Source organism: Moraxella sp. CTOTU46711 (genome assembly GCF_031975715.1).
GTDB lineage: Bacteria > Pseudomonadota > Gammaproteobacteria > Pseudomonadales > Moraxellaceae > Faucicola.
In genome coordinates, this window is record NZ_DALYMP010000006.1 from 136,680 (window position 1) to 146,785 (window position 10,106).

General features: G+C 44.9%; 8 protein-coding genes and 1 pseudogene. 7 read left to right on the forward strand and 2 right to left on the reverse strand.

Annotation, left to right across the window (positions count from 1 at the left end; all coding sequences use genetic code 11):
- Window positions 1-481 precede the first annotated feature (481 nt).
- The 7 genes from RTJ53_RS09280 (at window position 482) to gshB (ending at window position 7,554) form a co-directional block, all read left to right on the forward strand.
- Window positions 482-2,134, forward strand: coding sequence for a DUF3999 family protein (locus tag RTJ53_RS09280; RefSeq protein ID WP_312276711.1), 1,653 nt, complete (start codon window positions 482-484; stop codon window positions 2,132-2,134).
- Window positions 2,135-2,196: 62 nt separating this feature from the next.
- On the forward strand, window positions 2,197-3,090 hold the full coding sequence (gene nadC, locus RTJ53_RS09285) for a carboxylating nicotinate-nucleotide diphosphorylase (protein WP_312276712.1): 894 nt from the start codon (window positions 2,197-2,199) through the stop codon (window positions 3,088-3,090).
- A 65-nt stretch (window positions 3,091-3,155) separates the two neighbouring features.
- Entirely contained in the window at window positions 3,156-4,067 is a 912-nt protein-coding gene (locus RTJ53_RS09290; RefSeq protein WP_312276713.1) for an NAD-dependent epimerase/dehydratase family protein, read from the forward strand.
- A 70-nt stretch (window positions 4,068-4,137) separates the two neighbouring features.
- A complete protein-coding gene (locus RTJ53_RS09295) occupies window positions 4,138-5,070 on the forward strand; it encodes a hypothetical protein (RefSeq protein WP_159374127.1) in 933 nt (310 codons plus the stop codon).
- Window positions 5,071-5,106: 36 nt separating this feature from the next.
- The gene (pyrE, locus tag RTJ53_RS09300) at window positions 5,107-5,829 is read left to right on the forward strand and encodes an orotate phosphoribosyltransferase (RefSeq protein WP_201450419.1); all 723 of its coding nucleotides are present in this window, start codon (window positions 5,107-5,109) and stop codon (window positions 5,827-5,829) included.
- 127 nt (window positions 5,830-5,956) lie between these two features.
- A complete protein-coding gene (locus RTJ53_RS09305; RefSeq protein WP_312276714.1) occupies window positions 5,957-6,538 on the forward strand; it encodes a hypothetical protein in 582 nt (193 codons plus the stop codon).
- Window positions 6,539-6,591: 53 nt separating this feature from the next.
- Window positions 6,592-7,554 (forward strand): glutathione synthase, encoded by a 963-nt coding sequence (gshB, locus tag RTJ53_RS09310; protein WP_309575134.1) that lies wholly within the window; start codon window positions 6,592-6,594, stop codon window positions 7,552-7,554.
- Between the two features lie 71 nt (window positions 7,555-7,625).
- On the opposite strand, the gene RTJ53_RS09315 is transcribed toward gshB, so the two are convergent.
- Together RTJ53_RS09315 and RTJ53_RS09320 are read right to left on the reverse strand one after the other, a co-directional pair.
- On the reverse strand, window positions 7,626-9,599 hold the full coding sequence (locus tag RTJ53_RS09315) for a PhoX family protein (protein WP_312276715.1): 1,974 nt from the start codon (window positions 9,597-9,599) through the stop codon (window positions 7,626-7,628).
- Between the two features lie 238 nt (window positions 9,600-9,837).
- Window positions 9,838-10,106, reverse strand: a pseudogene (locus RTJ53_RS09320) (hypothetical protein); the annotation flags it as partial.

Below are 10,106 nucleotides of genomic sequence, written 5' to 3' on the forward strand. Positions count from 1 at the left end.
GCAGGCGAGCTTAGCTAAATACACAAGGACTTGCTGCCTAATTGTCTTTAAATTGTAACATCTGGCTAGAATTTATCCAAAATATCAGTTCTCTTGTTAGTGGTTTGTAGCACGGTATAGAAGTTTTGAGTGGGTATTGTTAATATCCTTATAGGGCAAAGCTTCATATCAACCAAATTATAAATCTAATTACTATCAATGAGTTAGAATGCTATTTACCATTTCTCTAACATAACAAATTAAGGTTGATACTGCCTGCTGATGCTAACCATGCGATGCTAGGCTTTTCAAATTTTTTAGATTAGTTATGACTGACGACTTTATGTCGATAACCCAAACACACGCTACGCTATTTTTTGGTTAAGTCTAATTGGTCTGGGTTTTTGTCAATGTCCATCGCAATGGGTTAGCTTGTAAAGTCATATCAATTATATAGGAGCTATGAATTCTATAGCAACTATGAATTAACAATGAAGTAAAAATGAAAAAAAATAAGCACTGTCACGTAAGATTAGCCAAACACCGCGCCTGTATTTTATCGGCAACTTTAGTTTCGCCTCTATTGTTAGTAGCTATCATTTACACGCAGGCAGATGCCCAAAACCCCACGCAAACGGCATCCGTCACTGTTGCCTCGCAAAAAACCACCACAACCACGGTAGCGCACGCCATCGTTGACAATTCAGAGCAAGAGCATGACACTGACAGTATCAGCTATGGCTTTGAGGCATTGCAAAATAGCTTTGCAATTGACATTGATTTACCGGGAGAAAATCAAGAGGACAACCCCAACAGCGCCCAACTGGTAAAATTTTCGTCGTTAACGCCCAGTTTATTAGCTTTAATCATGCAGCAAAATGGGGCAACTATTAGCGATAAACAAAATTACCGCTTGGTTGATGCCAAAGGTCATATTATGCCGATGGCAATTCGCCCGGTTAGCAAACAATCATCTATCAATCAAGTATTGCAAGTAGTTAGCGTGGAGACGGATAACCCCAATGCGGTGGAAAAATTACGCCATGCGTTAACTGTACAGCTTGATAACCCAGACAATCAACAATCGATTAACATTGACCTTAGTAATTTACCTTCAAACCCAGTCGCCGCTGTTACCAATAGCCCAGTCAGAACTTGGTGGTTAACCAATCCCAACTTTGCCAAAAACCAATCTGCTTTATCAACCGAACAAGCCGTCAATCTTTGGCTAAAATTTTTACCTGTGAATTCAGCGCAGCCCAGTAAGCGCCCACTGCAACTGCAAATTTATGGCAGTGATGACTTGCAAAGCTGGCAGATGGTCAGCCAAACCGTGGTCAGCCCCTTTAACCCTACTCAACCTAGCCAAATGGTAGCGCCGCAAGCTGACGGCAGCAATCAGCCGATAGCGACAGGCAATGCTATTGCCATCGAGCCCCAGCAAGCCAATTATCGGTATTGGCAAGTGGTGGCAAATCAGCCTATCAATCTTGAGGCAGCAAGCTTAAATCGTATGGTGAGTGAGGCAAGTTTCTTCTTGACCCGCGCCAGTTTTTCAAAAACCAAAGATGACGCCAACCAATGGCGGCTTAGCCTTGTTCAGCCCATGTTGACCACAGGGGTGAGTTTTTTTGTCCCCGAAAATCAGCTGTGGCAAGTGAGCATCAACGTACCTGAACAAGAAGCCAATCAATTGGCTAAAATCAACAAAACCGCCAATGTAAGTAATGATAAAACTTTAGCCAATTCACAAATTGATAAAAACCATACCACAGTCAGTTGGCAACCCACATTGACCAAGTCGCTGCAATTGGGCGGTCAAATGCAGCAAGATGATTTGCCGGTTGATCTGTTAACGCCCATGTATGAGATGTACTTTTTAGCACAAGGCACAGCGCCTTACCGACTGGTGATTAACGAGCCACGCGTATTACAACAACCCAATATCACGCTATCCAACCAACAACTTACTAGCCTCGGCAACACCGCTGAAGGACAAATGCAAAATATCGAGGCATTGAACAATCCTAATGCGTCGTTTGAACGCTACAAAACATGGGCGCTGTGGGGTGTACTCGCCGCGATTGTAGCTGCTTTGGGGTTGATTGCCCTGCGTTTATATCAACAAACTACTACCCAAGTCCCCAAAGAATAAGCGATAATACAATCGAACATACCTCATCGAAAATGCCCCATCGACAATAAGGGATTATTTGCATGTCTGCTGCTAGCCAAACCATTAGTGACACTTCGACCACCGCGCCCCACATCAGCTCACTACTACGTATTGAAATCGCCAAACAAGTCGCACTTGCGCTGCAAGAAGACATCGCCACTGGGGATATTAATGCCCAATTAATACCCGAAACACAGCGCGATACGGCAACCATTATTTGTCGTGAACCGATGATAGTTGCGGGCAAGGCATGGGTAGATGAAGTATTTCGCCAGCTTGACCCCAATATGCAGCTTGATTGGGCAGTCAAAGACGGTGACGCTGTGGCAGCCAATCAAATTTTGGTGACGCTCATCGGTAACACCCGTGCACTGCTGACGGGTGAACGTACCGCGCTCAATTTTTTACAGACTTTATCATCCACTGCCACTGTGGTTGCCAACCATGTAGCAGTCATCGCAGAACTGCCGACCAAATTGTTAGACACGCGTAAAACCTTGCCAATGCTACGCCATGCCCAAAAATACGCCATGCTGTGTGGCGGTGGCAATAATCACCGTATCGGGCTATACGATGCCTTTTTGATAAAAGAAAATCATATAATGGCGTGTGGCGGTATTGCCCAAGCAGTCAGTCAGGCGCGTCAGATTGCCAATAAGCCAGTGGAAGTTGAAGTAGAAAATTTTGATGAATTGCATCAAGCCATCGCTGCCAATGCTGATATCGTGATGCTCGATAATTTTACCATTGAAGATACCCAAAAAGCGGTCGAGTTGGTTGCTAGTCTTGGCAAGCCTTGCCAGCTTGAAGCTTCAGGCGATATTAGCCTTACCCATCTACGCCAAGTGGCACAAACAGGGGTAGATTTTATCTCAATGGGTGCATTGACGAAGCATATCAAAGCCATTGATTTGTCGATGCGTTTTCAACAATAAATCGGTTAAAAATACATTGATTAAAAATAGTCAGCTTTTTAATGCCATTCGCGATAGGTCATAGCATGATGCAAACCATTTTAATGATTGGACTGGGCAAAATTGGTTTACCTGTTGCTAAGCAATTAGCGGCGCAGGGGCATTGCGTGATTGGTGTCAGCCGCTCCACGCCTACAGATTTGGCTTTCTGCAGCCCCGTGACAGCCAAGCTGCCGCCCGATAATGACCATCTATATCAGGAAAATCTACATTTTGTTGCCAGTGATGCGCGCTCGTTAGCCATTGCCCAGCTAAGTCAATGGTCAAGCCAAATTAGCCAAATCTGCATTATTGTCAGTCCAGATACCTTGTCGCTACAAGGTTACCGTGACAGTTATTATGCGATTGCTGAGAATGTGGTGCGATTGGGTGACCATCTGCCAAACCTTAAGCGTGTGGTATTTATTTCTTCGACAGGCGTTTACGGACAAAACGCGGGCGAAATCATTGATATCAATACCCCTGTGTTCGCGCCAGCGAGCGCCACTTCTCAAGTGATTTTGCAGACTGAGCAGTTGTTGCAGCAGTACTTTGAAGATGAGAGTGTTATCATTCGCCCAAGTGGGATTTATGGGCAGTCACGACTGCGTCTACTGACTATGGCAAAACAGTTAGCAGCGCAGTCGCCAAATAAGGTTAGCGATTATCCGAGTAACACATGGACTAATCGTATTATGGATACAGATTTAGTCAGCATCATTGTCAAGGTCATCAATGCGGGTCAAACCGTGCCAGTTTACTTGGCGACAGATAACGCGCCAGTCCCGCTCTATACTGTGCTAAACTATTTGGCGACTGCACAGGGCTTGAACTTATCGCTGCCCTGTATGGAGCCAACAACGGGCAAACGCATTATCACTAACTTGCCAGCTAGTTGGCTCAACCACCCAGATTGGCAGTCAGGTTATCAGCATATTTTGTCGAGTTTAGGCGATTAGTGTTGGCTGGTGGGTTTCAACAAAAATTTTTCATCATTTATCTATCAGTGATTTTATAGCCGTGTATGCCATGACTTATTCCAACACCGAGCGCCAAGCCGCAAAAAACCAAGTGGCTAAAGACAAACACCAGCTACGCCATCCCAATGTGATGACTGAGGCAGAAAGATTGGCTCTGCCCGATCCTTGTCGCCCGATTGATAAGCGGGTCATACCCGCGCGTCATACAATTGACGTCTATATGCAAAAACCGCTTTCATTGCCAGTAGCGGATACCAACAACCTCACCGCTAGTATAAAAGACGTTGCCAAGCCCTACCCAATGAGGGATAACACAACAAAAATCGCTAAAAAAAATCCGCAAAGTCATCAACCTGAGATGTTAGAGCAGTTACTATCTGAGCAAACCATTGAGATGCGGCACTTTATCCAGCAGCAGCAACAGCAGGCCAATAGCAGCCAAAGTAAACACCCGTCGTTGCATTTACCGCTGTCTTTGTTGCCAAGGCTCGTCAATGACAGTAGTATTTCACTGATGAAAGCGGTGATGGGTCAATACCCACATTTAGCGAGTATGAATACGCTTACAACATCCTTGTCACAGCAGACATTGCAAAATTCCTGCGCACATCAAGCTGGTGATGCCCCCAGCGCACAGTCTAACGCCACCTATAACCAAGCGCTACTCAATATCGAAACCAAACTGTATCTGATGGGACAAATGTACCATCTTGTGCTTTGTGTGTTTTTGCTATGCCAATGCAAATCACGCAAATCACTCAACCCACAAATCACCTTGCAAGACTTGGCCGATGCTATCAATCAATACATCGAGGCGCATCGCACCCAATTGCATTTTTTGACCCGGCATAACGATTTATATATCGAGCCGACGCATGTTGCACTCGCCGCCCTTGCCATGGATTGGCAAGTGGGTAAGCAAACAGCCATCAGTAAACGTACTATTACCATTAGCTCGCAAAACCCCATAACAGGCAGCTAATAGTATTTTTTAACTTGTTCTTTTTTGGAGTCGCGTATGTCGCAATTATCTCAAGCCCAAGCATCCCAAACCCAATCAGCTCAAACCCAAACCGCTCACGCACCGCAGTTTATTCCTCAGCATTTTATTGAAGTGGCACTCAAAAACAACGTATTAAAATTTGGCGAATTTACCCTAAAATCAGGTCGTATAAGCCCGTATTTTTTTAACGCAGGTTTGTTATCAACAGGTGAGCTATTGTCGGTGTTGGCAAATGGGTATGCTGATGCGCTTGCCAAGCAGCTACAATCTACGGACAGTAGCGATTTGGTGATTTTTGGGGCAGCATATAAAGGTATTCCGTTTGTGGCGGCGACCGCGCAAGCACTATGGAACAATCACCAAATCAATGCCGATTGGGGCTACAACCGCAAAGAAGCCAAAGACCACGGGGAAGGCGGTATGCTGGTTGGCGCCGATCTCAAAGGCAAATCGGTTTGGGTGATTGATGATGTGATGACCGCGGGTACGGCGATGCGCGAAGTCGTAGCACTCCTAGAAAAATCAGAGGCCAAAGTCGCGGGGATTATCGTTGCGCTAGATCGTAAAGAAAAAGGTCAAAGCGAACAATCTGCCATTCAAGAATTGGCGCAAAGCCTCAATGTACCGGTACTTGCCTTGGTCACGATGGATGACATTACCGAGTATGTCGCCAAAAATGGCACGCAGGAGGAACTTGCCAAAATGCAAGCCTACCGCGAGCAATACGGCGTTCAATAAGCGGTTGCCATCATCCTGAGTGATAATTGTTTAACAAGATAGTTTTTTACATCATGTTATATAAACATCATCACCCAACCCCGTTAACCATAGATTATTTTTAAATTAACCATTGAAGAGGACGGCTATGTTGACAAAAGCCTTGCCCACCACACTTACTATGGCACACCTTTTGCGTGTCGGCACTGCACTTACCTTATCGGCAATATTATTTGCGCTTGCAGGTTGTAGTAGTATTAATGAACTGATGGCAGAGGGTAGCAAACCGCCTGCAATTGTCAATGTGGCAACTGACCAACAGCCGTTTTATGATGCGTTAAATAGCCTTATCTTGCCGCCAAAATCACCGCAAGCTGCGCCACAAGGCATTGCCGATGGTCCTTATAATGGCGTGATGCCAGAAGGGGAGCAATTTACCACCTTTGTGAAAAATGGTTATTTTAATGAATTTTTGGTGGTCTACTACCCAAACTTTGTGACCCAGCTTCGCACCGATTTGGTTAACGGTTTATATGATGGTTGGGTGACGTATCGATTGTCCGATAGCCGTATCAAACAAAAAGTGTTGTTCCGTCAGGGTGGGGTACAAGAAGCGATTGTTTACAACCAAGCGGGAAATCCTGAATATCATTTTTGGTTTACCAATGAACAACCGACCAGCGGTATGCGCTACGATAACAATGGCAATGCGGTCGAATCGATGTTTTAATAGCAAAATGAACAATTGATAAAATTGAACAAGCATACTAACAAGGATACTAAATGAAACCATTGAATTTTCTGATCGTCATGGACGATATCCACACCATCAACTACAAAAAAGATACCACGCTTGCGATGCTGTGGGCGATTGCAGATCGTGGTCACACGGCGCATTATTGCCAAATTCACGATTTGTGGCTCGATAATGGCGCACTGCAAATTGATAGCCAATCGCTGAAAACGTTTAAAGACCCTGCGCATTTTTATGAGCTGGGTGAAAAAACCACGCAGCCTGCTACGGCGTTTGACGTCATCTTGATGCGTAAAGACCCGCCGTTTGACATGCAGTTTTTGTATAGCCTGTACTTGCTAGAATACGCTCAGCGAGCAGGTGTATTGGTGGTCAACAACCCAGAAAGCGTACGTGACTGTAACGAAAAACTGTTTGCGACGCAATTTCCTGAGCTGATGACACCGACGATTGTGACCAACAAACAAACCCATATCCGTGATTTTATCAAAACCCACCAAGATGTCATCGTCAAACCACTTGATGGTATGGGGGGAATGGGTATTTTTCGTCTGACCGCCGATAGCCCTAATATCGGCTCAACCCTTGAGATGCTAACCCAGCTTGAAAGCTTGCCTGTGATGGCGCAAAAATACTTGCCCGAAATCAAGGACGGCGATAAACGCATTTTAATTGTCGGTGGTAAGCCCGTGGATTATTGCTTGGCGCGTATCCCAAGCCAAGGCGAAACGCGCGGTAATCTAGCCGCAGGTGGTCGTGGGGTCGCCATGCCACTGTCAGCGCAAGAGCGCCAAGTTGCTGAGCAAGTGGCGCCTGTGCTACTACAAAAAGGCTTGTACTTTGTCGGACTTGATGTGATTGGTGGTAAAGTGACAGAGATTAACGTGACTAGCCCCACCTGTGTGCGTGAGATTGACGACCAATGCGGCACGCATATCGCAGAGGATTTTATTGCGTTTATTGAAACGCATATTGAAACGCAAATTCACTAGCTGTCATTGCCAAAGCAAAATAACAAACCCAGTCAATGACTGGGTTTTTTATATCATCGCTTGGCAGGGTATTAAGCTTTAAACGCCAAATAACCCACCGCAGCACTGTAGCCATCTTTGAAGTTTTGGTTAATGAGCGGGCGAACTGCTGTCTCAACGGCGGGGACAAATGTCATATCACCTGGGTGTTGGAAGTTTGACATGATATAAGTATAGCCATTGACTTCATCAACCGCGTGTAGACCTGTTGACTCAGCCCCTGCTGGTGTTGACAAGATACGCGCTAATTTTTTGGTATCAACATTGTATGCCCAAAGATAGTTGTTAACGTGGTAACCAGAGTCTTCACCGATAAATAAGGTACGCATTTTTTCAGAGAATTTTAGGTTGTCGGGGCAAGAGATTTTGTCAATGTTAGATGTATTACCGAGCGCATCTTTGGTAATATCTTCCCCTGCTAAGCCTTCAGGTACATACATACGGGTAGAGACCCACTCAGAGTTAATCGCTTTACCATTGTTATCAACCTGACCGCCTTTAAGCTCATGGGCATACACCGCGCCTGATTTTAGCTGAGCCACTTTGACATCGTACTCGTCTGTGGTCATGGATTTTTCAATGCGCGACATGGCAGAGTAGGCAATTTTATCCTTGATATTGACCGTGGTGCCTTCCATTTTGGTAAACGCCATTGACGCACCTTGCAGCGCTGCGTAGCGGTGGGTTTCTAAAAATGCAGCCGCTTGGGTGAGTTTGTCTGCCGGTAATTTGCTATTTGGCGCAAGTTTTACCCAGTTACTTGCCCCGTCATAGCCGATTTTTTTGTAAGAGGTATCATTGGGGTCAGTGTATTTGACATCCATGATATCGGTTGGTACTACCGTATTGGCTAAGGCTTCGATTTCAGCGCTGGTCGCATGTCCCAGATGCATCCATTTGATGCTAAAATCACTGGCAGCGGCAGGGCTGCCTTTGGCTGACGTTTGGCTGATTTTGGCAACGTAGAGGTTACCTGCAGACAGGTCAGCTGCTTTATCGGCAACAAACATGAATAAACCACTGTTAGTAAAGTCATCACCCATCAACGCAGTACGTTGGTCAGGCATCACTTGAATCAGTTCGTGAGAGGTACGACCTAGATTGAAATGTTTTTTGGCGATACCAGACCCATCCGCATTGACTACGATTTCTGGTATATGACCATAGTGGTATGGGTTTGCTTTGGTTTCATCACCGTATAAGTTTTTACTAAATGCTTTAAATTGGGCGCTGCTTTTAGCCATGAAAGCGTCTGGTTCATACTCTTCTGATGACAAATGCGTATTCCATGGTGAAAGTGATGCACCACAAGTAATCCATAACCCATACACTTTTGACGTATCCACATTGTGGTATTTGACGACTTTGAGTTCGCCTGTTTGTGGGTTTTGGTCAAGCGTGACTACCGCAATGGGTGAAGGTAGTGTACCGTAAGTATTGCTGCCTGCTTGGTCTTTACTTGTATATTCAAACTGCACCACCGCAAATACGGTATTACCTGTTACACCTGCCACGCGCGCGCCTTTAACTGTCAATAATGAAGAACCATCGGGGCAATCAGAGAAAAACTGGCGCGTAGAGGCTAGCACTGAACTATCCATGATAGGCTTGTTATAGATATCAAAATAGCCGCCTGCAATGATGTCATTACCCTTTAAGTCTTTTAATTTATCGCCTGTTATAAAAAAAGGTTGATACTGTAGCTTATAGTCAGTCGTGGTATTGTCATCAAAGGTTGCTTTTAGCTTTGAATCGACATACACCGTTGCCATATTGGCGGGATTTGATAAATTTGGTGCAGCCATACCGACAAATTCAGTCGCTTTAATGGTTTTTTGTGTATTATTGAGTATACCTGCTGTGGTATTAGTATCACTATCACTATCACAACCTGTTAATAAGGTGGCAACAGAGCCTGTGGCAAGTGGCAACGCAGGCACCCCTGCCAAAAAACGAATGACATTACGGCGGCTAATGGTTTGGTCTAATTGATTAATTTCAGTCATGAGTGAATTCCTTGCTGATAGCAGTTAGCAGTTGGCTACGAAATAAATTTTATTGAAATAATGCAGAAACAATTATGCTGAGTATGTTAGAGGGGATATGTGACAGTGGCTTGACTGATTCGTGACAGAACGGTGACAACTAATCATCCGGTTTGAATATAAAGCGATACCATGGCTGCAAAATCTTGATGCTACTTAGCAATTAAAGTGATTTACTTTATTATTGAGTGAAATAATGCTATGATTTTGCCATTTTTATGGTGATTGTTTTTTCCGATAAACGGTCAGTCATACGGGGTTTTCTAATCCCCACCTCACCTAGATTGGATTGATCAAGGATAATAAGATGAGTGAGCCAACGATGCAAAAACCGCGCGTGCTGATGATGGCAGCAGGCACGGATTGGCATCGACCACTTTTTGGATGCCTGCTGGGTTGCCAGATATACTACCTTGAATGCTGCCTGATCAGATGGGAACACCTTACGCTTATTCACCGCTGTCCGAA